This is a genomic window from Hymenobacter negativus (genome assembly GCF_016056375.1).
GTDB lineage: Bacteria > Bacteroidota > Bacteroidia > Cytophagales > Hymenobacteraceae > Hymenobacter > Hymenobacter negativus_A.
The window spans coordinates 54,354-77,976 of sequence record NZ_JAEDAE010000010.1 but is presented as its reverse complement, the minus strand read 5'-3'; the positions used below and the strand labels follow the sequence as shown (position 1 = coordinate 77,976).

Annotated in this window: 16 protein-coding genes; 4 read left to right on the top strand and 12 right to left on the bottom strand. The window is 59.0% G+C overall.

Annotated features, from left to right (window positions below; translation table 11 throughout):
• The first annotated feature begins 21 nt into the window (after positions 1–21).
• Both I7X13_RS18205 and I7X13_RS18200 read left to right on the top strand, forming a co-directional pair.
• Positions 22–2,418: a glycoside hydrolase family 3 C-terminal domain-containing protein gene (locus tag I7X13_RS18205; protein WP_198076569.1), complete on the top strand. Its 2,397-nt coding sequence runs from the start codon at positions 22–24 to the stop codon at positions 2,416–2,418.
• Between the two features lie 203 nt (positions 2,419–2,621).
• Positions 2,622–3,866: a metal-dependent hydrolase family protein gene (locus I7X13_RS18200; protein WP_198076623.1), complete on the top strand. Its 1,245-nt coding sequence runs from the start codon at positions 2,622–2,624 to the stop codon at positions 3,864–3,866.
• 3 nt (positions 3,867–3,869) lie between these two features.
• Here the strand turns inward: I7X13_RS18200 and I7X13_RS18195 are convergent, their stop codons facing one another.
• From I7X13_RS18195 to I7X13_RS18170, 6 genes are all read right to left on the bottom strand, one after another.
• Entirely contained in the window at positions 3,870–4,208 is a 339-nt protein-coding gene (locus I7X13_RS18195) for a hypothetical protein (protein ID WP_198069779.1), read from the bottom strand.
• 41 nt (positions 4,209–4,249) lie between these two features.
• Positions 4,250–6,292, bottom strand: coding sequence for an excinuclease ABC subunit UvrB (gene uvrB / locus I7X13_RS18190; protein ID WP_198069780.1), 2,043 nt, complete (start codon positions 6,290–6,292; stop codon positions 4,250–4,252).
• A gap of 195 nt (positions 6,293–6,487) precedes the next feature.
• A complete protein-coding gene (locus I7X13_RS18185) occupies positions 6,488–8,200 on the bottom strand; it encodes a hypothetical protein (protein ID WP_198076567.1) in 1,713 nt (570 codons plus the stop codon).
• On the bottom strand, positions 8,190–8,849 hold the full coding sequence (locus I7X13_RS18180) for an RNA polymerase sigma factor (protein ID WP_198076566.1): 660 nt from the start codon (positions 8,847–8,849) through the stop codon (positions 8,190–8,192). The genes I7X13_RS18185 and I7X13_RS18180 overlap by 11 nt, the downstream gene beginning before the upstream one ends.
• Positions 8,850–9,009: 160 nt before the next feature.
• On the bottom strand, positions 9,010–9,762 hold the full coding sequence (locus I7X13_RS18175; RefSeq protein ID WP_198076565.1) for a shikimate dehydrogenase family protein: 753 nt from the start codon (positions 9,760–9,762) through the stop codon (positions 9,010–9,012).
• A gap of 120 nt (positions 9,763–9,882) precedes the next feature.
• Positions 9,883–10,545, bottom strand: a complete 663-nt coding sequence (locus I7X13_RS18170; RefSeq protein WP_198069784.1) for a DedA family protein — start codon at positions 10,543–10,545, stop codon at positions 9,883–9,885.
• 422 nt (positions 10,546–10,967) lie between these two features.
• Here I7X13_RS18170 and I7X13_RS18165 point away from each other — a divergent pair, with 422 nt between their 5' ends.
• Positions 10,968–11,891 carry a bestrophin family protein gene (locus I7X13_RS18165; RefSeq protein ID WP_198069785.1) on the top strand — a complete coding sequence of 308 codons (924 nt, stop codon included), beginning with the start codon at positions 10,968–10,970 and terminating at the stop codon, positions 11,889–11,891.
• Between the two features lie 835 nt (positions 11,892–12,726).
• On the top strand, positions 12,727–15,390 hold the full coding sequence (locus I7X13_RS21955) for a T9SS type A sorting domain-containing protein (protein ID WP_198076564.1): 2,664 nt from the start codon (positions 12,727–12,729) through the stop codon (positions 15,388–15,390).
• A gap of 148 nt (positions 15,391–15,538) precedes the next feature.
• Here I7X13_RS21955 and I7X13_RS18155 read toward each other — a convergent pair whose 3' ends face one another.
• The 6 genes from I7X13_RS18155 to I7X13_RS18130 all read right to left on the bottom strand — a co-directional run bounded on the left by I7X13_RS18155 (position 15,539) and on the right by I7X13_RS18130 (position 23,468).
• On the bottom strand, positions 15,539–16,369 hold the full coding sequence (locus I7X13_RS18155) for a phosphosulfolactate synthase (RefSeq protein WP_198069787.1): 831 nt from the start codon (positions 16,367–16,369) through the stop codon (positions 15,539–15,541).
• Between the two features lie 124 nt (positions 16,370–16,493).
• The gene (locus I7X13_RS18150; RefSeq protein WP_198076563.1) at positions 16,494–17,891 is read right to left on the bottom strand and encodes a tetratricopeptide repeat protein; all 1,398 of its coding nucleotides are present in this window, start codon (positions 17,889–17,891) and stop codon (positions 16,494–16,496) included.
• A 164-nt stretch (positions 17,892–18,055) separates the two neighbouring features.
• Positions 18,056–19,078 carry an NAD-dependent epimerase/dehydratase family protein gene (locus tag I7X13_RS18145; RefSeq protein WP_198076562.1) on the bottom strand — a complete coding sequence of 341 codons (1,023 nt, stop codon included), beginning with the start codon at positions 19,076–19,078 and terminating at the stop codon, positions 18,056–18,058.
• 84 nt (positions 19,079–19,162) lie between these two features.
• A complete protein-coding gene (locus I7X13_RS18140) occupies positions 19,163–19,933 on the bottom strand; it encodes a tyrosine-protein phosphatase (protein WP_233454843.1) in 771 nt (256 codons plus the stop codon).
• 14 nt (positions 19,934–19,947) lie between these two features.
• Positions 19,948–22,452 (bottom strand): polysaccharide biosynthesis tyrosine autokinase, encoded by a 2,505-nt coding sequence (locus I7X13_RS18135; protein WP_198076561.1) that lies wholly within the window; start codon positions 22,450–22,452, stop codon positions 19,948–19,950.
• Positions 22,453–22,508: 56 nt separating this feature from the next.
• Positions 22,509–23,468 (bottom strand): polysaccharide biosynthesis/export family protein, encoded by a 960-nt coding sequence (locus I7X13_RS18130; RefSeq protein ID WP_198069790.1) that lies wholly within the window; start codon positions 23,466–23,468, stop codon positions 22,509–22,511.
• Between the last annotated feature and the right edge of the window lie 155 nt (positions 23,469–23,623).

The following is a 23,623-nucleotide window of genomic DNA, read 5'->3' as shown; positions in this document are numbered from 1 at the left end:
CAATGAATAAACCTTGAAATCATGCGTAGTCTGTACCGTTTGCATGGCCGCTTAGGCGGTAAGTTTCCGCTGGTGGTATTGCTGGCTTTGCTGGGCAGCCGGGCGGCTTCGGCCCAGGCGCCTGCGCCGCAGCTGGGCAAAGCGCCATTGAAGGAAATTCTGGCCGCCCTCACCACCGAGGAAAAGGTGAAGCTGGTGGTGGGCATGGGTTTCTACCCGGCCGGCTTCCCCGAAGGCATCCTGCCACCATCCGACCCTGCCGACCGCAAGGTGCCCGAGAAAGTGCCCGGCGCGGCGGGCCGCACCCACGCCATTGCCCGGCTCGGCATTCCGTCGCTCACGTTATCGGACGGGCCGGCCGGTGTGCGCATTGCCCCCATCCGGGGCGGCGACAGCACCCGGACCTACTACGCCACGGCCTTCCCGGTGGCCACGCTGCTGGCGTCGAGCTGGGACACCGAGCTGGTGCACAAAGTGGGGGTGGCTTTTGGGGGCGAGGTGCGGGCCTTTGGCATTGATGTGCTGCTGGCTCCGGGCATGAACATCCACCGTAACCCGCTGGGCGGGCGCAACTTCGAGTATTATTCCGAAGACCCGGTGGTGACCGGCAACATCGCGGCGGCCTTTGTAAATGGCGTCGAATCGAATGGCGTGGGCACCAGCATCAAGCACTTCGCGGTGAACAACCAGGAGTTCAACCGCATGAAGATGAACTCGCAGGTGAGCGAACGGGCACTGCGTGAAATCTACCTAAAAGGCTTCCAGATTGCCGTGCGCAAGGCCCAGCCCTGGACAGTGATGTCGAGCTACAACCGCGTGAACGGCACCTACACTTCCCAAAGCCCGGAGTTGCTTACGGCGTTGCTACGGCAGGAGTGGGGCTTCAAAGGCTTGGTAATGACCGACTGGTACGGCGGCCAGAACCCGGTGGCCCAGCTCCAGGCCGGCAACGACCTGCTCATGCCCGGCACCACGGCCCAGACGCAGGCCCTGCTGGCGGCCGCCAAAAGCGGCCAGCTCACCCCCGCCCAGCTCGATGCCAACGTGACCCGCGTGCTGGAACTGGTGCTGGAGTCGCCCACCTTCCTCGGCGACAGCTACACCAGCCGCCCCGCGCTGTCCGCCGATGCCGCCGTGGCTCGCCAGGCCGCCGCCGAAAGCATGGTGCTGCTACGCAACGAAGCCCAAGCGCTGCCGCTTGCCGCCGGCCAGAAGCTGGCCTTGTTCGGCAACACGTCCTACAACCTCATTGCCGGCGGCACGGGCAGCGGCGATGTGAACCGCGCCTACACTATTTCCATTGAGCAGGGACTGAGCAAGGCGGGATTTTCCGTCAGTTCTACTATTAGCCAAGCGTACAAACAGTATTTGCGGACCGAAAAAGCCAAGATTCCCCCCAAAAAAACCTTCTTCGAGCCCGTTCCCGTCATTGCGGAAATGGGGCTGGATGCGGCTACGTTGCAGCAGCAGTCCCAGGCCGCCGATGTGGCCATCGTCACCCTCGGCCGGAGCGCGGGCGAAGGGGGCGACCGTAAAGTGACCGACGACTTCACGCTCCGGGCCGATGAGAAAAGCATTCTTCAGCAGGTTGCCACGGCCTTCCACGCGGTGGGCAAGAAAGTGGTGGTGATACTGAACGTGGGCGGTGTGGTAGAAACCGCCAGCTGGCGCAGCCAGGCCGATGCCATTCTGCTGGCCTGGCAGCCCGGTCAGGAAGGTGGCCACGCGGTAGCCGACGTGCTGAGCGGCCAGACCAACCCCTCAGGCAAGCTAGCCACCACGTTTCCGATGGCCTACACCGACATCCCATACAGCCAGGATTTCCCCGGTAAAGTGCGGGCCGGCGCAGCCCCAACCAGCGGCATGGGCGGCCAGGAGTCGGAAAACACCTACGCCGAAGGTATCTACGTAGGCTACCGTTACTTTAACACCTTCCACAAGCAGGCAGCCTATGCCTTTGGCCACGGGCTGAGCTACACCACCTTTGCCTACGGCCCGCTGAAGCTCAGCGCGCCCACGCTCAACGACAAACTCACGGCCACGCTCACCGTCACCAATACCGGCAAAACGGCGGGCCGCGAAGTGGTGCAGCTCTACGTAAGCGCCCCCAAAGGCAAGCTCGCCAAGCCCGAGAGCGAGCTGAAAGCCTTCGCCAAAACGTCGTTGCTCGCGCCCGGCAAGGCCCAGACGCTCAGCTTCACCCTCACCGCTGCCGACCTGGCTTCCTACGACACCGCTGCCTCAGCCTGGGTGACGGATGCCGGGACGTACACCGTGCAGGCCGCCGCCTCGTCGGTAGACGTGAAGCAGCGGGCTGCCTTCCAGGTAGCCAAGCACATTGTAGTAGCCAAAAGCCGCCATTTACTGGCTCCAAAGGCACCCGTGGCGGAAATGGCGGCGCCCACGGCCAGTAAATAATGAGCTTGTGTGCTCGCGCTGGCCGAAAGGCCGGTACCGGCATAAGCCACCTGTGCAGAGTAGTTTCGCAAGGCCGCCCCGTACCAATGGGGCGGCCTTGATTATTTATGCGATATTCTGACTTTCCTGCTGGTCAATCGGGCCGCGCCCGCTGCTCGGGGCGCTTCCGCTGCGTGGTTTTAGGCGGCCTGCTGGCCCTGAGTATGCTGAGCACAACAGCCCGTGCCCAGGGTGTTCCGGCTGGGTCAACCGCCACGCTGCTGCGCCCTGCTGCCGTGTTCGACGGCCAGGAAATGCACTCGGGTTGGGTCGTGCTGGTCGAAAATGATAAAATCATCGCCGCCGGTCCGGCTGCGCAGGTAGCCCCGCAGCCCACTGCCCGCACCCTGGAGCTACCCGGCCTCACACTGCTGCCCGGGCTTATCGAAGGCCACTCGCACCTGCTGCTGCATCCCTACAACGAAACCGCCTGGGACGACCAGGTGCTGCGCGAATCGCAGGCGCTGCGGGTGGCGCGGGCTACGGTGCACGCCCAGCGCACGCTGCTGGCCGGCTTCACCACCGCCCGCGACCTGGGCACCGAAGGCGCAGGCTTTGCCGATGTCGGCCTCAAACAAGCCATCAACCAAGGCATCATTCCCGGGCCGCGCCTGCTGGTGGTCACGCGGGCGCTGGTGGCTACCGGCAGCTACGGACCCAAGCTTTCGGTGGACGAAAATGTGCCCCAGGGCGCACAGGAGGCCGATGGCGTCGATGGCATCATCCGGGCCGTGCGGGAGCAGATTGGGAAGGGCGCCGATATTATTAAGGTATACGCCGACTACCGCTGGGGGCCCGATGGTTCGGCCCAACCCACGTTTTCGCAGGAGGAGCTGACGCTGATAGTGCAAACGGCGCGCTCAGCCGGCCGGGGCGTGGTGGCCCACGCCAGCACGCCCGAGGGCATGCGCCGCGCCGTCCTGGCCGGCGTCGAAACCATTGAGCACGGCGACGGCGGCACCCCCGAAATCTTCGCCCTCATGAAAAAGCGTGGCGTGGCCCTGTGTCCCACCGTGGCCGCCTCCGATGCCACGGCCCAATATAAAGGCTGGCACAAAGGCACCGACCCGGCCCCGCCCCGCATCCAACAAAAGCACCAGAGCATGGCCGCCGCCCTCAAAGCCGGTGTGACACTGGCGCAAGGCGGCGATGTCGGCGTATTCGCCCACGGCGACAACATCCGCGAAGCCGAACTGCTGGTGCATGACTACAGCCTCACGCCGCTACAAGTGCTACGCCAAGCCACCAGCGGCAACGCCCAGATTTTCCACCTCGCCGACCGGGGCACCATCCGCCCCGGCCTGTTGGCCGACCTGGTGGCCGTGGCTGGCGACCCCACCCAGGACGTGGCCGCCTTGCGCCAAATCCGGCTGGTGATGAAGGGCGGCGTGCTCTACCGCCAGCCGTAGCGGCTACTTCGGCTTGCGCAGTAAATAGAGCGCCCCGATAAATCCGCCACTACCTCCCATCGTCGACGTGATAGGCACCACGCTTACTACCTCCCACCCATCGGCCGAAGCATCGGTCAGCACCTTGCTCATGGCTTCTAGCGGTGCCCGCCGCTTGTTGCTTCCTTCTTCGCGGATATCAGCGACTTTGATGGATTCCTTGCCATTGTAAGCGGGCAAGAAGCTGATTTCAGCTGAACCATAACTGATGTGCATGTACTGATAAGACGCTGCTGCCGGTTGCTGGGCATGGGCTAGCGCAGTGAGCAGAAATAGGGCTGAGACAAATAAAAACCGGAGCATACGAGGATTATTGAGGATGAAAACGACTGTTTGGTACGCTCTTACTCCCGCTTGCCTTTGAGCATGGTTTTCAGCGCGGCCAACTCGTCGCGCAGCTTGGCGGCCGTGAGGAAGTCGAGGTCCTTGGCGGCAGCCTCCATCTGCTTTTCGGTGGTTTTGATGAGCTTTTCGAGCTCGGCCTTGTTCATCATGGCCACTACGGGCTCGGCGGCCATGGCCAGCGCCACGCCGTCGGCTTCGGGGTTGGCGTAACCGGTGGTTTCCACAATGCGGTAGTCGGCCAAATCGGTCTGGCCCATGATGGCCTCGCGCGACTTGCGCACCGTGCGCGGCGTGATGCCGTGCTCTTCGTTGTAGGCCATTTGGGTGGCGCGGCGCCGGTTCGTCTCGTCGATGGCCCGTTGCATTGAGCCGGTGATGCGGTCGGCGTACATGATGACCTTGCCACGGTCATTCCGCGCCGCCCGGCCCATGGTCTGAATCAGGCTGCGCTGGTCACGCAGGAAGCCTTCCTTGTCGGCGTCCAGAATGGCCACCAGGCTCACCTCGGGCAAATCGAGGCCTTCGCGCAGCAGGTTAACGCCAATCAGCACGTCAATTTCGCCCAGGCGCAGCTTGCGCAAAATCTCCACGCGGTCCAGCGTTTTCACGTCGGAGTGCACGTATTCTACCTTGATGCCCAGGCGGTCCATATACTTGCTCAGCTCCTCGGCCATGCGCTTGGTGAGGGTGGTCACCAGCACCCGGTCGCCCTGCTTCACGCGGTTGTCAACCTCGTCGAGCAGGTCGTCAATCTGGTTGATGCTGGGGCGCAGGTCAATCTCGGGGTCGAGCAGGCCGGTGGGGCGGATGATTTGCTCCACCACCACGCCGTCGGCCTGGGCCAGCTCGTAGTCAGCCGGCGTGGCGCTCACGTACACCGCCTGCCGGTACATGCTCTCGAACTCGTTGAAGGTCAGCGGCCGGTTGTCCAAGGCCGAAGGCAGGCGGAAACCGTACTCGATGAGCGCCGTTTTGCGGCTGCGGTCGCCGCCCCACATGGCCCGAATCTGGGGCATGGTGGCGTGGCTTTCGTCTACTACCAGCAGGTAGTCGTCGGGGAAGTAGTCGAGCAGGCAGAAGGGCCGCGAGCCCGGCGTGCGCCCATCAAAGTAGCGCGAGTAGTTCTCGATGCCCGAGCAGTAGCCCAACTCACGAATCATCTCCAGGTCGAACTCCGTGCGCTCCATGATGCGCTTGGCTTCGGCGTCGCGGCCCTCCTTCTCGAAGTAGGCGTGCTGCTGCACCATGTCGTCCTGAATCTGCTTGATGGCCGAATTCAGCGTTTCCTTGCCGGTTACGAACAGGTTGGCCGGATACAGCGCGATGCCGTGCGCTTCGTCGCTCAGCTTCTTGCCGCTCACCGGGTCAATCTTGTGCACGCTCTCAATTTCATCGCCGAAAAAGTAGATGCGAATGGCGTAGTCGGCGTAGGCCGGAAACACGTCCACCGTGTCGCCCTTCACCCGAAACGAGCCGCGCGTGAACTCCACCTCGGTGCGCGAGTACAGAATCTGCACGAACTGGTAGAGCAGGTTATTGCGCGTGTAGCGCATGCCCGGCTTCAGGAAAATGACGTTTTTGGCGAACTCCTCGGGATTGCCGATGCCGTAGATGCACGACACCGAGGCCACCACAATTACGTCGCGCCGCCCGCTGAGCAGGGTGGAGGTGGTGTGGAGCCGCAGCTTTTCAATTTCCTGGTTAATAGCCAGGTCTTTCTCGATAAATACATCGGTGCTGGCGATGTAAGCTTCCGGCTGGTAGTAGTCGTAGTAGCTGATGTAGTACTCGACCGCATTGTTCGGAAAAAACGCCTTGAACTCGCCGTAGAGCTGGGCGGCCAGGGTTTTGTTGTGGCACAGCACCAAGGCCGGCTTGCCGGTTTCGGCAATGACGTTGGCCATGGTGAAGGTTTTGCCGGTGCCGGTGGCGCCGAGCAGCACTTGGGCGGGCTCGCCGTTGTTCACGCCTTCCACCAGCTTAGCGATGGCGGTGGGTTGGTCGCCGGTGGGCTTGAATTCAGAGGTCAGTTGGTACTCCATGCAACGCGAAAGGTAGGCCGAAATGGTCAGCCTACCTTAACCCAAATTGGCGATAATGGGTTTCGCGGGAATTGGAAAAGGGGTGGATTCGTCTGTCATCCTGAGCGCAGCGAAGGACTTTCTTACGTCTGAGCAAAATATGCGAACGTGAGAAGGTCCTTCGCTGCGCTCAGGATGACAGGCGAGCACTGATTTCTACCGCCCAAACTCCACCCCGGCTTCCAGTCCGAAGCTATACGGGTGGCTCTGCGCGAAGTAGCTCTGCACCGGGTGGGCATTCAGCGCCACCAGGCCGATTTCGGCTACCGGACCTACCGTGAAGGCCCATTTGCCTGTGCCAGTGCGGAACTGGGTGCCCGCGCCGCCGCGCAGGCTGCCCATCACGCGCCGGTAGGGGCCACCGGTGGAGGCGATGGAGTAAGTACGAGTAGCTTCCGGGTCGCCCTGCACGTCGCTGCGCACACCCAACAGGGCCGTTACCACGCCGCCCAAGCGGCCGTAAAGGCTCCAGCCGCGCTTCACCGGGTTGGTGTAGCGCACTTCCAGCGGAATGCTGGCCATGTTGTAGCGGAAATTAGTGGTATGCAGCGTGTGTTTGCTGCCCTGACCCAGGTCGAACAGCTGCTCACCAACGAAGGACGAGGACGAAGCCGACTGCGCCGTGGCCTGGCTGAGTTCGGCCCCGGTGCTCAAAGACCAATGACCGCGCAGGTGGCGCGTGGCCAGTAGTGCAATGCGCTGGCTCAGGCCCGGCCGCAGGTTGTTGCGGTATTCGGTGGCCGCTACTTCGGTCAGCTTCGGAGAGTCGGTGCCGAAGGCAGGCCCCCGGTCGTAATCAAACTCCGGCTCAATGCCGGCCCGTGAGAAATTTACGTTGGGGTTAAATACGCCAGCGGTGTAGCTGGCCCCGTAATGCCAGCGATGCGCGTCGATGGCGGGCAGGTCTTCAACCGATACCGTGGCCAACCCATTGGGTAGGGTGGTGGTATTGGCCAGGCTCAGCGCAGATTGGCGGGCCGCCAGCAGGCTCACTTCCCCGGGGGCAACTGTTGCCGCCGAAGCGGTGGTGGTGGCCAGCGAAGTGCTGGCCGATATGCCACTGCCCGTTGCGCCGGCTGTGCCGCCGATGGCTGCCGAAGTGCCGGCCGCTGTTGTGGTGGCTACGTCCGCCGCTGCCAGCATTCGGCCGGAATTCCGGTTTGGGGCCTGCTCATCGGAGTGCGTTGGGGCAGCAGTTGGGTTGGTAGTTGAGGTCAGCGCTTCGTCAGTAGTTACCGAGTAGCCTTCTAAGGCAAGCCCGTTCTGCGAAGTCGATTCCGCCGCTGCACGTTTGCCCGCCGAGTAGCGAGCCGCCGAAGCTGGACCGAAGCCAGTGTACTTGGCTTGGGTAGCCGCAGCCACCGTCCCCCGGTTCATAGTGCCAAAACCCTGGTTATCTGCTGATGCACCGTTGGCGTTATTGTTTGCCGAGGTGCCGTTGCCGATGGAGGCCTTGCCCGAAAAAGTCGCCCCGTTAGCACCGGCTGCCGAGCCATTTGCCGCCAGCGAAGCAGTGGGCTGGCCCGCTACTTCCTTCATGCCCAGCGTGGCGGTAGTCGTTGCGCGGCCCGATGGGTTACCGGTATTCGCAGCTATTTCGGCACCGCCCAGTACGTCGGTGCGGCTGGCCCACCAGCCGGTGCCGGCCAGCGTGGCCAGCAGCAGGCTGGCCGCCGCCACCCAGCGCGTGGCCATGAGGCGACGGCGGTAGGTTTCGTTCTGTCGAATCAGCAGCGAGTTGTCAATCTGGTCCCACAGCATGGGGCGCGGGGGCACGGCGGCCTCCTCGCCCAAGTGGTGGCGGAATAATTCCTCCAGGCTGCCGGTGGTTTTAGGCGTAGTGTTGTCTTCGATAGGATTAACGGACATGGCGGGTTGGGGCACCGAGGCGCTCCAGTTTAGTTTGTAGGATGACGCGGGCCCGGGAATATTGGGATTTGCTGGTGCCCTCGGTAATGCTTAATAATTCGCCGATTTCTTTGTGGGTATAGCCTTCGATAGCATAAAGGTTGAAAACCATGCGGTAGCGCGGAGCCAACTCCTGCACCATTTCCAGCAGTTCGTTGAAGTTATAATTGCTGAGCGTGAACTCCTCGCTGGCCAGGGTTTCGGGATAATCACCGTCGCTCACCGCCACCAGCGAGGCGTTGCGGCGGTGCTGGCGCAGGGCCGCGTTAATTATGATACGGCGAATCCAGAATTCCAGCGGGCACTCGCGCCGGAAGCTGGCCAGCGTCCGAAACACCGTCAGGAAGCCTTCCTGCAACACGTCCTCGGCCTCGAAGGTGGTTTGGGCGTAGCGCAGGCACACGGCCATCATCTTGCCGGCATACTTGTCGTAGAGCAGTTTCTGGGCCAGCTGGCGGCCGCGCAGGCAGCCGTCAATCAGCTCGGCCTCGGTGGGCGGGCTCGTCACAGCGGCGCTGCGGCTGGCCGTGAGGCGCGGCGCCGTGGCGGGCTGGTCGGGCAGCACGTCATCGGCCCCGAACGCAAACCAGGTGAGGGCGCCGCTGCTCATGCCCGCGCCCGGTAACCCGCGCCGGCCAGGGAAAGAAAGGTAGAAGTGTCCATTTTCGCTTGCATAGAAAGGCGTGTCAATCAGAAGATAGCCAGCAATGTGGTGGGCTGGCTTATGGGAGATGCATGCCCATGCAAAAAGGTTGCAAACAGATTCCTGCTTATCCGGCAGTCGCTTCGTCGTTCCAAATGTTCCAGGCCGCTTCAGCCTGCAGACACAGCATCTCGAAGCCGTTTTTTACCTGTGCCCCCGCCGCCCGGCCTTTGGCCATAAACAGCGTTTCGGCCGGGTTATACACCAAGTCATACAGGTAGTGCTGCGCCGTCAGCGCCTCGTAGGGCAGGCGCGGGCACTCGTTCACCAGCGGGAAAGTGCCCAGCGGCGTGGTGTTGATGATAAGCTGATGCGCGGCCAGCACCTGCGGCGTCAGGTCGTCGTAGGTCAGGCCGGGGCCCAGCGGGTCGCGCGTGACAGACCAGTGGGCAATGCCCAAATCATTCAGCGCCACGCCTACGGCTTTGGCCGCGCCGCCGGCACCTAGCACCAAGGCCCGGGCCTCGGGCAAAGCCGGGAAAAACTGCCGCAACGACTCCCGAAAGCCTACCACGTCGGTGTTGTGGCCGCGCAGGCTTCCATCGGGCAAGAATTCAATCACGTTCACGGCCCCCACGCGCCGGGCCGAGCTGGCCAACTCATCCAGGTAAGGCACCACACTTTCCTTGTAGGGAATGGTTACGTTCAGACCCGCCAGGTGGGGGTGGGCGGCCAGCAGGGCCGGCAACTCGCCCACGGTAGCCAGCTCAAACAGCTCATACGCGTGGTCGGCCAGGCCTTGCGAGTAGAACTTCTGGCTGAAATATGTCTGCGAGAACGAGTGATTTAAGGTGCGGCCAATGAGCCCGAACTGACGCATGGAATTGGAATTAAAACCGAAAAACAACCCAAAGTAGCGCAAAAAAGCCGTCCCGAATATGAAAATCCGGGACGGCTTACAACTCGGGGACAGGGCCCTCTCGTGCGGAGTGGCCTGCTGCTACCGGGCCGGTGCGTCGGCCGGGCCAGCCAGCTTGCCTTTCACAAACGACCACAGCGGCGGCAGCACCGACAGCGCAATAATGCCCAGAATCACCAATTCGAAGTTCTTTTTCACCACCTCAATGTTGCCGAACAGGAAACCTGCCAGCGTGAGCACCACCACCCACAGCACCGCACCCATTATGCTATAAGACGCGAAGTAGCGATAAGTCATGGTGCCAATACCCGCCACAAACGGCGCGAACGTGCGCACGATGGGCACAAAGCGCGCCATGATGATGGTTTTGCCGCCGTGCTTGGCGTAGAACGCCTGCGTCTGGTCGAGATACTTGCGGTTCAGAAACCTGAAATCTTCGCGAAATACCCGCGGCCCCAGATAATCGCCCACGGCATAGTTCACGTTGTCGCCGATGAAGGCGGCGGCAATCAGCAGCGGGATAATTATCCACACGCTCAGGCCGGTTTCGGGGCGGGCTGCCAGCGCACCGGCCGCAAACAACAGCGAGTCGCCGGGCAAAAAGGGAAACACGATGATGCCCGTTTCGGTGAAAACAATGAGAAAAAGCACCAGGTAGGTCCAGGTGCCATAGTTGTGTACTACATCCACCAGGGTCTTGTCGAGGTGTAGCAGAAGGTCGAAAAAGTGTTTAATAATTTCCATGCCGGGCGTGAAGTGAATTACAAAGAAAACCGGTTGCCGCCGAATCCACTTCGCTGGCTGGCTGTCGGCGCTGCGCGTGGCCCATTTATTATTTCCCGCAGTTAGCGTCCCGAGCCTGTGATTCTTACCTTTGCGGCCCGATTGGCTAAGCGGGCGCTCGGCTTGGTATTTATTCGGTATTCGTCCAAATAATGTAAAAATCCTATATTATGGATGATAAACCTGTTGCCGAGTACTGTGAGGCACAAGTGTGTTGGCTAGAGAAGCGCTAGGCGGCAAAATGTGGCATGACCTATGATACGGCCCATCGCCACACGAATATGGATTCGGTAACCGTCCATTTTCACTATTCTATTGTGCGGCTAATTCGGTTCAACCCCGGCAAATGATTTGCCGTTGCAGGACAAAAAAATACTTTCTCAATGATTGTTTATCAGGGCGGTGATTGGTGGCGGGCCTTGTGGCACTTTCATACTTCGGCGGTTATCCGCCTGTTGTTGAAGCGTGTGGCCCTGGTTGGGCTCTACGGTTCGGCCATCGCCGTCATCAGCATCGACTTCCATACCCTCAACGTCCGCATCGGGCGCGAATACCTGTCCATCCTGGGCATCCTGCTCAGCTTGCTGCTGGTTTTCCGCACCAATACTGCCTACGACCGGTACTACGAAGGCCGTCGCGTGTGGGGCCAGCTCGTGTCGCACTGCCGGGGCCTAGCCATGGAAATGAATGCCCTGCTGCCCCGCGAGGCCAAATCCAGCCGCCGCTACTTCGCCGCTCTCATCTCCAATTTCCCCATTGCCCTCGAAGGCAGCCTGCGCAACAAAGTCCGTTTCGATAAGATGGAGGCCACTCCGGACATCATCGAGCGCCTCCAAAAGGCCGAGAGTGTGTGCTCCACCATCATTGCCGTGCTCATGGAAAGCGTGGAACAGTTGCGCCAGGTCCAGATTTTCGACCCCATCCACCTCATTAACATCAAGCAGCACTACCTGGGCATGATGACCGTGAACGGCACCTGCGAGCGCATCAAGTCCACGCCCATTCCGTATTCCTACAGCTTTTTTATTAAGTGCTACATCACGGTTTTCATCATGGTAATGCCCTTGGTGCTGGTCGATTCCTGCGGCTGGTGGATGGTGCCCGTGACCATGATTGGGGCCTACGCCATGCTCGGGCTGGAGATGATTGGCAACGAAATTGAGAACCCGTTTGGGTACGATAGCAACGACTTACCCATCACCCAGCTCTCCAATAAAATCCGGGTAAGTGTACATGATTTGCTAGGCGTGGAACTACCCGCCGAAAAAAAGGCTTTGGCGAGCGTGCCTTACAGTGTAGTGCATTAACCGAGTTTTTTTATGCATTCAGCCAGTAATAAATATCATTCATCGATGTCTGCTTTGATAAGTCATAACTAGTCTATTTGGACAGATTCGGCATTTGTTTAAATTTTCCCAGAACACCTCAGACCTTTCTTTTACCTTTGCGTATATGCGCCTCGTCGTGTAATCCGCAGTCCAAGCGTTTCATTCTCTCTAACATTCAACCTCCAATTACATGCAAACTTTAACCTTTACTCAGAAGCTGCTGCGACAGCGAAGCTTCCTCAGTTCTCTCATTCCACTGTTCGCCATCTTCTTGGGCCTGGGCTCTTCGCTGACGGCTTCGGCTCAGATTGTGAGCAGTTCAGTTACACTGAATGTGCGTGGCACATCGGGCACATACGATACTCAGGCGGGTACTACAGGTACTAATAACTTCTATAACAAGGATTTTGGTACTTTCAATACCTCTGATGTATTTCAGATTACTGGCGGAACTGTAAGCGTACAGGAAACCGCTGGTAATGCTACATATACCACTGGTGAGTTGTTGTACCGTGTGTTTCCTGGAAACTTCGGTACTGCTTCTACTGGCACAAACCCTGCTTTCGTCTCCATCGACTTGGGTACTGGCGTATTGGATGCTGGAACTAACATTCGTACGTTCACCATCAGCGGTGCAGCAATCAACTTGCTCTCCTCAGCAGCTAGCTCGGTGACCCCTGGAAGCTCTAATCGTTTTGATATCCGTTTCCGTGTGACGGATACGGACGACAATGCCCGTCAGTCCCCCATCCGCAATTCGGTCTTTACTCTAGTATCACCTCCCCGTAACGAAGTCCTGTTTTCCGGCGAATCGGTGAGTGTTGACCAGGGCAACGGCCCGGTGACCTACGTTGGTACTGGCTTTAACACGAAGTTGATTGACCAGAAACCTGGCTCGACTACTACCCCGGCTTTCGACATCAATGCTGGTCAGCTCATTCTATTGGGCGGTACGGTAACGACCACCGAATCAGGTACTTACGTTGTTAACGGCGCCACTCTGGACTATACCTTGTATGACCCTAGCTTTAATGCTATCAGCAATGGTGCTTTGCAACTGACCCAAACCAGTTCCAGCAATGGTGTGCGCACCTTCATGCTTGGCAGCGGAAACACTAACCTGATTAGCCTCATCTCTAATGCTGGCAATGGCTACACCATTCAAGTGTCTTTCCACGCCACCTATCAGGTAAATGGTACTGGCCTGCCACAGCGAGCCAACGACCCTAATTCTTATGCTGCTACTTTCGATGTAGCCGGTACCAAGACGCCTGCTCCAACCATTCAGGCTAATACCATCGGTATTTCTCCGAACAATAGCGGGACTGTTATCTACAACATCAACCCCAACACGCCGCGCCCCTTCCAGGGTGCTGACCTGAGCTCCTCTAGCAACAACGGTACTACCTACAACGTGAACGACGGCCAGCTGCGCCTGGATGCTACGACGGTAACCACCACCGAAGCCGGTGCTAACACCATTACCAACGTGGTGCTTTACTACCGTACTCGCCTGAGCGGCACGCCTGGCGGTGGCTTCCAGCCCATCAACCTCACGCAGTCCGGCAACACGGTCAATGGCCAGCGCACGTTTATCCTCGACCCCGGTGTTAACGGCATCAACCCCCAGCCCAACCTGATTGCCACTCCGGCCGTCGTTGCTGCTGGCAACTACGTGGTTGATGTGTACTACCAGGCCAGCGGTACGAACTCCATCACGAATACGAACTTCACCATCACGGACCCGAACGGTGCTCCTGCAAACTTCTACTCGGCTAATTTCACGGTAGTTGGTACGCCGGTGGCCCAAACCATCTGGACGGGTTCCATCAACGACAACTGGTTTGATGCCCGTAACTGGAGCAATGGCGTTCCGGACGAAACCAAGAACGCCCTGATTCGTGACTTGGGTGCTGGTAGCGGTGTTCCGTACCCCAACATCAACTCGGACGCTACGACGCCTACCTATAGCAACCTTGGTTCGGGTCCGGCCAAAGCCCTCAACCTCATCATGGGTGGTACTTCGCAGGGCTCGCGCTCCATTACCCGTCTTGTAAAAGGACAGCTGAAGGTTTACGGCAATTTCGATAACAGCTACGACAGCTTCATCCAGCGCGAGAACACCATCATGGAGTTTGCAGGTAGCACTACCCAGACCATCTCGGGCGGCTCGTTCCAGCGGGTTGATATCTCGGGTGGCGGCCGCAAGGACGTGGTTGGCATCATGAACGTGGCGGAGGCCATCAACTTCCTGACTCCCAGTGTGAATTCGGTTAATACCATTATTCCAAACCCCTACACGCAGCTTAATGCCAATGCAGGCGTTCTGACCACTGATATTACCAAGCCTTTGCTCTCAGTAATTGTACTGGCTGACCGGGGTATTGTCAATGGTAACAACGGTGCGCAATTGAACGGCGAAACGGATATATCGTACCTGCGTGGTTTCGCTCGCACCACCCGTTTGGGCGTTGCAGTAGGAGAGACCCGTACCTATGGTAACATGGGCCTGACGCTGACCTTCAACGGTACCAACAGCCCCGGCCAGGTAGACGTAACCCGCAACACGGTAGAAGCTTATGCCCCTGTTAGTGGCCGATTCGGCATCCGCCGCATCTTCGGTGTGCGTCCTTCCGACCAGGCTACCAATACTGGTGGCCTCACCGCTACGATGATTTTTCACTACCGCGATTCGGAAACCCAAGGCCTGAATGGTCCGGACATCCGCACTCCTGGCAACAGCAGTATCCCGGAAGACCAACTGACCATCTTCCTCTCGACCAACGGTGGCGGCGCTTTCAGCCTGATTGGCCGCGATGGTCCGGTAGACCAGGTGAACAACAACGTGACCAAAACCGGCGTTACGCAGTTTGCCACCTTCACGCTGGGCAGCACCGAAACCCCGCTGCCCGTTCGCCTGATGGCATTTGATGCCAAGCGCATCGGCAGCGATGCGCTGGTGACCTGGCAGACGGCCACGGAAGAAAACAGCAAAGGCTACGAAGTGCAGGTTTCGACCAATGGCACCGAGTACCGCACACTGGCCTCGATTCCGAGTGCTTCGCCCAACACTACGCAAGTGACCAACTACAGCTATGTAGACAAGGAGGCCAATAAGACGGGCAAGCGTTACTACCGCCTGCACCAGATTGACCTGGACGGCAAAGATGCCTTCTTTGCCCCCACGGTTGTTAGCTTCGAAGGCAAGGCTCCTGCCTCCAGCTTCGTGGCCTACCCGAACCCCCTCAATGCTGGCAACGAACTCCACGTAGCCCTGCAATCGGCCGCTACGGGCACCGCCAAGCTGCTGGTGACCGATATGACGGGCCGCACCCTGCAACAGCAGAACGTAGTCCTGACGGGCAGCCTCACCGATGCTTCGGTTGCTGGCATGAGCGACCTGAAAGCTGGTGTGTACCTGGTGAAACTCACCTTGCCCACCGGCGAAGTGAAGAACCTGAAAGTGGTGAAGCAATAAGCTGACCACGGCTTCGGCCCATAGAAAAGCCGGCTTCCGCAAGGAGGCCGGCTTTTTTTGTGTTGCGTTAGGCCAATGCCTACAGAAAAAGCCCGTTGTGCGTAGCACAACGGGCCTTCTGAGTTTTAAGCTAGTGCCCTATGCTTCCTTAGCCGCGGGGCATGGAAGTGCCGGGCTTGCCGGTCTTGGCCGCTGGCTGGAACATGGGGTCCACAGCATCCATATCGAGGAAGTGCGAGAACGTGTCGCCGCGCAAGCCCAGTCGGATGGTTTCGAGGCTTACTACCTCATTAGGGGCGATGTTGCCAAGGTTTACGTTGGCTCCCAGCAGCTTGATGAACCACACTTGCTGAGCTTTCTGGGGCGCTTCCCACAGGATTTTCTCCGATGGAATCTTGGTCAGAATTTCCTCCACCAGGCCCGAGCGAACTTCGCCGGTGCTGCGGAACAAGCCCACGTTGCCACCCTCACGGGCCTCGCCGATTACCTTGATGGCCCCGGCTTCGAGTTCGGTCTGCATCTGCGAAATCCACTTGTAGGGCGGAATAATTTTTTCAGCATCTTTCGAGCCTACTTCGCTCAGCACGCGCACGGTCTTGCTTAGTTCGCGTATGTACTCGCATTTGCGCTCGTGGTCGAGGTCAATACTGCCGTCCGACACCTCAGCGTATTCCATGCCGTAGGTGTCCAGCAGGCGGCGGTAATCGTCGAATTGGTTGCGGATGATGAAGGCCTCGAACAGGGTGCCGCCGAAATACACCGGAATGTTGGCTTCGCGGTAGATTTCAAGCTTGCGCTTCAGGTTGGGTACCACGTAGGACGTGGCCCAGCCCAGCTTCACAATATCGGTGTAGGATTCACCCACTTCCAGAAAGTCTTCAACTTCGCGCAGGCTCATGCCTTTGTCCATTACCATGGTGTAGCCCTGCTCGCGGGGCTTGGCAGTGCGCTCTGGCAGTTGAGAGAGGTCGTAATTCATTAATAAAAAGTGAAATATGAGAATTTGAGGAGTGTTTGCCCGCTCTAAAAAACGGGTGGCGCGGGCAAAGAAAAACCGCCCGTCGGCTGACGGGCGGTTACAAAAGTAGCATTAAGCCAAAATGTTATTTCCGAAACTGCTCAATGAGTCGTTTCAAGCCCGGCTGCTCACGCAGTTGAGGGAAGTAGTCGAACAGAATAACGTGCTGCTCATAGTTGAGCGTAAGGGCCGTTTCGAGTACGCCGTATGCCTCTTTCATGCGGCCATCGGCCAACAGGTAGGCGCACAGCATGTAGTGGAAATGCGCTTCGTGCGGGTGCAGCTCCACGGCGTGGCGCACCAAGTCTGCCGCTTCGCTGAAATGGCCCTGTTCGTAGAGAATGGCGCTCCAGCTCACCCAGCCCTGCACGTCGTCGGGGGCTACTTCGGTGGCTTTCTCATACGATTCGAGCGCGCTTACCACATTGCCCACCTGGTTTTCGGCCGCGCCCAGCGCCGACCAGTACTCGCCGCTTTCGGCGTATAGCTCGGTTGCTTTGCGGAAGTAATGTATGGCCTCGAACCAGCGCCCTTGCTCCTGCAACAGCACGCCCTGGCCAAACCAGGCCTCGTCCATCTCCGGGTTCAACTCCAGTGCCTGGCGATAGAACTTGCGGGCGGGCTCCCACTCGCGCAGTTTCTCGTAGCACTCGCCGATGTTGCACAATGCCTCATCGGTCGGCTCGCCGGGGGGGTAGGCCATTTCAAACTCGGGAATGGCCTTCAGGTACTCCTGCTGGCACACGAAGGTATCGGCCAGCCAGTGGTGGGCATCGTAGAAATCGGCACGGATGGTCACGGCAAAGTCAAATGCTTCGGCAGCCTTCTCAAAGTCCTCGCGACGGTACCAGTACTGGCCCAAGTTGTACCAGGCCGTGGCTGAATACGGGTCATCGTCGGTGAAGCGCTTGAAGAATTCCTCGTGCTCCTCCAGCCGCGCCGTGATGTCGAGGCAGTGCAAGAGCTCCTGCACCCCGGTTTCGTTGTCGGGATTAAGGCGCAGGCTTTGCTTGTAGTGCTTGGCCGCACTCTTGAATTTCTGCCAGCTCTGAAAGGCCAGGCCCAGGTTGAAGTGAATATCCTCGCGCTCGGGCTCCTGCTCCAGGCCGGTGCGGAAAAACTCTACTGCCTGCGCAAATTCGCCCCGCTGCGTGCTGATAATGCCCCGCGTCACGGCCACGTCGGCGTTGGTAGGGTCCAGGGCCGCTACGGCGTCAATCTGACGCTCGGCTTCGGTGTAGTCGCCGCGCATGGCCGTCACTTGCGCGCGGTCAATCAGCAACTCAGTTGAGAAAGGGTATTGGCCGAGGGCCGCCTCACAGGCCTGGAGGGCCTTGTCAAACGCTGCACTCGTCACGTAATGGTCGATGATGTTCTCGAAGTCTTCCAGGTCGAAGAAAACAGACTCCTGCTGGGCCAACATACGCTCGAAGCGACGCACGGTATCCAGCACGGTCCGGTGGTTTTCAAAATGTTCGTTCATGCGCATAAAATCGCAGTTAAGTGGATTAATCTGGTTTTGTGAATTAGCGAATCCAGCGACCGGAGGCATTTGTGTCACCGCTTGCCAGAACCATTCCACTCCACTTTTTTAGTACTCTATCAATTATAACAAATATTGGCCAAAACCGTGCAATCTGACTGTTGCTAAGATACGATAACCGGTTCGCGGCTGCCGGGTTTCGCCCCTAGCTCGGCCGCGCACCACGCCAGGGTGTCGGCCAACGGCCGAAATGAGAGCCCGGTAGTGCTCTGTACTTTGGCGTGGCTGTACACCACCGGCTGCCGTCCGGCCCGGGCCGTGTCTTTGGTGATGAGCGGCCGGGCGCCCGTGAGCACTGCCCGGGCGTGCTCCAGCCGCCAGATGATTTCGGCGGCCCAGTCGGGCACGGCCACCGTGGGCGGGCGGCGCTGCATGGCCGTCGCGGCCTGCCGAAAAAAATCGGCTAAGGGCACTGCTTCGGCGCTTAAAATATAGCGCTGACCGTCCGCTTCGGGCTGGTCGAAGGCTAGGGCCAGCAACTGGGCCACCACATCGCGCACATCTACAAAATTGATGAGGCCACGGGTGTAGAAGCGGTGCTGCTGGTGCGCGTAGCGCAATAAGCGCGTGCTACTGCGGTGCCAGTCGCCCGGCCCCAGCACCACCGATGGATTCACGATAACGGCCGACAGCCCTTCGGCCACCCCGCGCCATACTTCCAGCTCGCCCAGGTATTTGGACGTGGCGTAGGCCGGATGGGCTGCGCCCAGGTCCCAGGAAGCTTTTTCGGTCACGGTAAGCACCTCGCCGGGGGCGGCCGTAGCGCCCGCTGCTGGCCCGCCCAGCGCCGCTACCGACGACACGTGTACCAGCCGAATGCCCGGCCGCTCCAAGCAGGCATCGACGACGGCCGCGGTGCCCTGCACGTTCACGCTCAGCAACCGGTCCTCGTCCTGTGGGGCATATGAAACCAGCCCTGCGCAGTGAAAAACATGCGTGACATCGGGCGTAAGGGCCACCCGCAGCTGTTCGGTATCAAGCAAGTCGCCGGCCAGCCATTCCACGCCCGGGGCGGCGTCGGCAGGTATCGCGCTCCGGTACAACGCGCGCACTGCCAGCCCCCGCTCCCGCAGCGCCCGCAACAGAAAAGAGCCAATAAGGCCGGTGCCGCCGGTTACAAATATCATGAAGTCGGTAATGAACGCTCAGAGCAAATAAATGGTATCAACGAGCCAATAATGGCCAGCTAAGCACTCCTGGCGGACCATTTGTTAAAGCGTGTTATTCAGCAAGGGCAGCTTGAGCAGCTTCTCCATGTAAGGCTGCGGCAGTGTGCGCTGGGCCAGGGTATCGGTATGGCGAAGATGATGGGCATCAGTACCCACAAAGTCAACTAATTCGCCATCAATCAGCTGCTCCGCTACTTTTTTGGCGGCGGGGGAGTAGTAGCCCGCCAGCGAATTCAGATTCACCTGGAGTAGCACACCGTGGTCGTGGCGCATCTTCTCAATTTCGGCAAAGCGACCGTATAAATAAGTATAACGCTCCGGATGAGCCAGCACCGGCTGGTAGCCTTGGGCCTTCATCTCGAAAATAGTATCGAACAAGTTCAGCGGCTCGTTCATGTACGATGTTTCAAACAGCAGGTAGCGCTTGTCGCCGCCGAAGGTGAGCATTTCGGTGCCATCGGCCAGCTTGCGGCCCAGAAACTCGTCGAGGTAATATTCGGCGGCACATTCGAGCGCTACGTCGTGCAGGCCGGCGGCGGCGGCAGCTTCGCGCAGCCGCTTCAGCGCGGCCCGAATGCCTTCCGGCGTGTTCTTGTAGAAGTCGCCCATGATGTGGGGCGTCATCACCAGCTTACGGTAGCCGAGGCCGCGCAAGGCCCGGAGCAGGTCCAGCGAATGCTCCACGGTTTCGGCTCCGTCGTCGAGGCCGGGCAGCAGGTGCGAGTGCATATCAACCGCCAGGGCCGCCAGCGAAGCCGTGGCCACCGGAGCGGAAGTCGCCCCGCCAAAAAGACGTTGCCAGAGCGAAGCCATTTATCCTGAGAATATTAGGTGAAAAACTTCTTCAGCTTCTCGCCAAAGGACAACTGTTTGGTCGCGGGCTCTTCGTAATAGCCCTGCCCATACGCACCGTAGCCATAGCCGTAGCCGTAGCCATAACCGTAGCCGTAGCCACCTCCCGATTGCGCATCGTTGAGGATGGTGCACATGCGCGTGAAGTTGTTGCTACGCATCAGCCGGTTCATGTTCTTAACGAACGTCTTACGCGAGTAGCCGGCTCGCACAATGTAGAGCGGAATATCGGCCTTGCGCATGATAAGGATACCATCTGTGACCAAACCCACGGGGGGCGTATCAATCAGAATAACATCATAAAGCTGAAACAGCTCCTGAATCATGGTATCAAACCGGTCGCTCAGAATCAGCTCCGAGGGGTTGGGCGGCGTGGGGCCGGCCGAGATAAACTGCAGCGAGTCGATGCTTGTGGGCTGAATGCACTCCTGCACGTTGTGCCGGTCAATGAGGATGGTACTGACCCCGCGCGTGTTTTCGGCCCCAAAGGCCAGGTTGACTTTGGGCTTGCGCATGTCCAAATCCAGGATGATAACCTTCTGCCCCGACAGGGCAATAATGCCGCCGAGGTTAACAGTCACAAAGGTCTTCCCTTCGCCGGAGATGGTGGACGTCACCGAAATCAGCCGTTTCTTCTTGGCCGAGCTGATGAAATCCAGGTTGGTTCGAATAGAGCGAATGGACTCGGAAATGGCCGATTTGGGGTTCTTGTCCACCACCAGGCGCGACACTTCCATCTTCTCCTTGTCGTAGGTTGGGATGATGCCCAGCACCGACGCTTTGGTGTTGCGCTCCAGCTCCCGCACGTTGGTCACCGTATTGTGCATCAGGTAGCGCACCGCAATCAGGCCCAGGCCCAGCAACAGTCCGCCCGCCAGCCCCACGGCGTACACAATGAGCTTATTGGGGAAAATAGGCGGCGAGGGTGGCGAGGCCGGCGACAAAATCTGAAAGTCGGCCGTGGTGCCAGCTTTCTCGATGTTGAACTCCATTTTCTTATCCAGTAGCATCAGGAAGGACTTTTCGTACAAGTCCAACGGACGTTGCAGGCGGGCCAGCTCGGTGCCCTTCTCGGGCAGGCTTTGCAACTCCCCGGTAAGCTTGGCGCGTTGGGCGTTGAGCTCGTCCATGCTACGGCGCAGCAGCTTTTGGTTTTGCAGCAGCAGCCGCTGGATGTTGTTGCGGGCAAAGTTTATTTTGGCCTGTTCGGCCTGCACTACTTCTGTTTTGTCGGTGTAGGAGCGCGACAGACGCCGCAGGTTCCATTGCAGGCTGTTGAGCTCAGCCAACTGGTCGCCCAGCTGCGGGTCTTTGATGTCGGCCAGCGCGGGAATGCTCTGTTGCACCGTCTGGTTTTCATCGCGCGTGAGGCTGCCCTGCTGCGCCATTTGGGCCACCTGACCCAGCAACGTCAGCGTCTCTGCCAGTTTGAGCCGGTCTTCTTCCAGCTTTTCCAGCTTTTCGCTGATGGTGCCCACCTCGGTCTTCACATCGTACGTGCCCGAGCTCTGCACAAAGGCCTGCATTTTGTCTTCGGCCTCCTGCAGGCTTTTGCGGTTCTCCTCCGAAATCTTGTCCAGAAAACGGAGCTGCTTTTGGGTGGCCTCTTGTTTGCTTGCAATTTTCTCGACCAGGTACACCGAGTCAATTTTATTAACGATGTCCTGTGCTTTTACGGGATTAAAATCGTTGAACGAGATGCCAATCGTGTTGGCGTCCGGGTTCACAATCTCAACGGTCAGGTTCTTATCCAGGTAGGCGCTCACGGTGTTATCGTCCTGCACCGTGAAGTGGTAACTGCCGTCCAGAGCCTCCTTAGTCATCTGCGAGGTGGGGAGCACCTGCAGGGTAATGCCGGGCAGGGAAATGGTTTGCCCCAACGCATATTCGCCACCCTGCGGCCGATTCTGGTTGATGAAGTCAAGCTTGAACCGCTGTCTGCTCACAAATTTTAAGTCAAACTTGCGGTTGTACAGCGCCTTGTCCGTGATTTTGTAAACCACCCGGAAAGGAGAGGTGCCGTACATTTCTGACTCCAGCACGGTGCCCTGCACGTAGTAGTTCACATCAAGGTCCAGCGAGTCTTTCAGCCGCCGGTAGATGATGTTGGACTTAATCAGTTCCACCTCGCCGGCTAGCTTGTTGCCGTGGGCTTTGTCCACCACGGCCGGAGCCATCTGCCCGGCCAGGCCCAGGGCGCTGCCCTCGTTGCGCTCGTCAATTTTGAGCAGAGACGTCGACTTATATACCGGTTTGGTGTAGCGCAGGTACAGCCACGAAGCCGTAACGCCGAGAATAATCAGCAAAATCATCCATAGCAGGCTGCGCCGGGCCACTAATACCAAAGTGGCCACATCCAGGCTGGCGGAATCGTCGTCTGCCTCATTGCCTCCGGCGTTGGACACAACCGAAGGCTCTACGGCTCCGCCGCTGGCATTCCGGATGAGCTCTTCCAACTCCGAGTTTTCGTTTACGGCCATTGTAATGTTATTACCAGCAAGCGTGCTGGGTATGATAAAAGAACTAACGCTCAGTTTTATTTTATAACGCTGATAATAACAAGGGTAGTCGTCAGAACGAGCGAGGCAAAGCTGATGATTGGAGCCGCGTCGGTCAGGGTTTCCAGTACCGGGCGATGTACTGGTTCTACGTAAATAATATCATTCGGCTCCATTTGCAGGTTGGCCCGGCGCATTCCATCCAGCGTAGTCAGGTCCACCTGCTGAATGCGCGGATTCTTTAGGTCACCCCGAATAATCCGAATGTTGCTGGCCTTGCCGCCGTAGCGGTAGAAGCCCTGGTTGTTGCTGCCCCCATTGCTGGTGCCTCCATCGAGGCCGCCAGCTAGTGCCAGCACCTCAATCAGGTTCATGTTATCATTAGCAAGGGTAATTACCTGGCCGCCCGGTGCCCCCAGAATAAAGACGCGGTTGTTGGTCACGCGCGTAGTCACGAAGGACTCCTTGTAGTATTCGTTATAGCGAACCTGCAGCAGGCTGTCGGCCTGCAGCAACGACAAGCCGCTCACCTTCACGCGGTTCACCAGGGGCAATACCACCGTGCCATCGGCCTGCACCAGAAACTCGGAGCCCGCTGTGGCGCTACCGGCCGTCTGGCCCACGGGGCGTTGGCCCACCACCGTCCGAGCGTTGCCGCTGGTGCTGGGGCTGGTGGCGGCGCCCGCGCTCCGGCTGGGCAGCGCCCCGCTGGGCTGGCCAAATTGCAGCTCGCCGTTGGGGTCCAGAATACGTTCGCCCTTGTTGGTGTTCACCCGCACCTCCAGAAAATCGTTGGGCTGAATGAGGTAGTTGCGCGCGGTGCGGTTCACCGCCTTGCGCAGTTTAGTGGTGTCCAGCTGGCGGCCCTGGCTGTCGGTAAGCCGGAACATGGTGCGCTGGTTGTAATAATGAGTGGAAACGCACGACGAAAAAAGCAGTAGCGCGGGCAGGGCCAGCAGCCACAGCGGCTTGAGGCGGCGAAAGGGAAATGTCGGCATGAAGGCCAATTAGGGCGATATCAAACAAAAACCAGGAAAAATTTTGGCCTCGAAAGGCAGATTCCCCCCAAAAAGCCTCAAAAGTAACGCTTTTGCCGCGCCCATTCAACTACAGGTGGTTGCGCTGGGCTGCGCCCTCCTCGTTGCCAACTGCC

Excerpts from the sequence above, each read along its gene's own strand:
- I7X13_RS18205 (WP_198076569.1), top strand. The coding sequence starts at position 22 with ATGCGTAGTCTGTACCGTTTGCATGGCCGCTTAGGCGGTAAGTTTCCG.
- I7X13_RS18200 (WP_198076623.1), top strand. The coding sequence starts at position 2,622 with ATGCTGAGCACAACAGCCCGTGCCCAGGGTGTTCCGGCTGGGTCAACC.
- I7X13_RS18195 (WP_198069779.1), bottom strand. The coding sequence starts at position 4,208 with ATGCTCCGGTTTTTATTTGTCTCAGCCCTATTTCTGCTCACTGCGCTA.
- uvrB (WP_198069780.1), bottom strand. The coding sequence starts at position 6,292 with ATGGAGTACCAACTGACCTCTGAATTCAAGCCCACCGGCGACCAACCC.
- I7X13_RS18185 (WP_198076567.1), bottom strand. The coding sequence starts at position 8,200 with ATGTCCGTTAATCCTATCGAAGACAACACTACGCCTAAAACCACCGGC.
- I7X13_RS18180 (WP_198076566.1), bottom strand. The coding sequence starts at position 8,849 with ATGAGCAGCGGCGCCCTCACCTGGTTTGCGTTCGGGGCCGATGACGTG.
- I7X13_RS18175 (WP_198076565.1), bottom strand. The coding sequence starts at position 9,762 with ATGCGTCAGTTCGGGCTCATTGGCCGCACCTTAAATCACTCGTTCTCG.
- I7X13_RS18170 (WP_198069784.1), bottom strand. The coding sequence starts at position 10,545 with ATGGAAATTATTAAACACTTTTTCGACCTTCTGCTACACCTCGACAAG.
- I7X13_RS18165 (WP_198069785.1), top strand. The coding sequence starts at position 10,968 with ATGATTGTTTATCAGGGCGGTGATTGGTGGCGGGCCTTGTGGCACTTT.
- I7X13_RS18155 (WP_198069787.1), bottom strand. The coding sequence starts at position 16,369 with ATGAATTACGACCTCTCTCAACTGCCAGAGCGCACTGCCAAGCCCCGC.
- I7X13_RS18150 (WP_198076563.1), bottom strand. The coding sequence starts at position 17,891 with ATGAACGAACATTTTGAAAACCACCGGACCGTGCTGGATACCGTGCGT.
- I7X13_RS18145 (WP_198076562.1), bottom strand. The coding sequence starts at position 19,078 with ATGATATTTGTAACCGGCGGCACCGGCCTTATTGGCTCTTTTCTGTTG.
- I7X13_RS18140 (WP_233454843.1), bottom strand. The coding sequence starts at position 19,933 with ATGGCTTCGCTCTGGCAACGTCTTTTTGGCGGGGCGACTTCCGCTCCG.
- I7X13_RS18135 (WP_198076561.1), bottom strand. The coding sequence starts at position 22,452 with ATGGCCGTAAACGAAAACTCGGAGTTGGAAGAGCTCATCCGGAATGCC.
- I7X13_RS18130 (WP_198069790.1), bottom strand. The coding sequence starts at position 23,468 with ATGCCGACATTTCCCTTTCGCCGCCTCAAGCCGCTGTGGCTGCTGGCC.